Raw genomic sequence first — 394 nt, forward strand, 5'->3', positions numbered from 1 at the left:
GTGGTTTTATGATATCTGCCAGATGGAAGCGTATCGTCAGCAGCAGAGGGAATTTGATGACTGGATTGCGAATGCACAGAGCTGTGGGATCAAGGAATTTGAGGACTGTGCTAAGACCTACAGGGCCTGGCGAAAAGAAATCCTGAATGCCTTTAAATACGGATTGACAAATGGTCCCACAGAAGGATTTAACAACAAGATAAAGGTATTAAAACGGAGCAGCTACGGAATCCGGAATTTCAAACGGTTCCGAACCCGGATACTTCACTGTACATCATAGGATAAAAAGGTCGGTAATGCGGAGGCTTATTTGGCATGCCCAAAATCAGTAAAACCTGGAACTAAACATAAAAAGGGCCCTTTTCATAGAATTGGGGCGGGATTTTAACAAATC

1 protein-coding gene is annotated in these 394 nt (G+C 43.4%); it reads left to right on the top strand.

Annotated features, from left to right (window positions below; all coding sequences use genetic code 11):
- A partial coding sequence (locus LI015_RS28090) for a transposase (protein ID WP_227126791.1) occupies positions 1–280 on the top strand: 280 nt, incomplete at its 5' end.
- Positions 281–394 lie beyond the last annotated feature (114 nt).

It is taken from the genome of Enterocloster sp. 210928-DFI.2.20 (genome assembly GCF_020554465.1).
Taxonomy (GTDB): Bacteria; Bacillota; Clostridia; order Lachnospirales; family Lachnospiraceae; genus Enterocloster; species Enterocloster bolteae.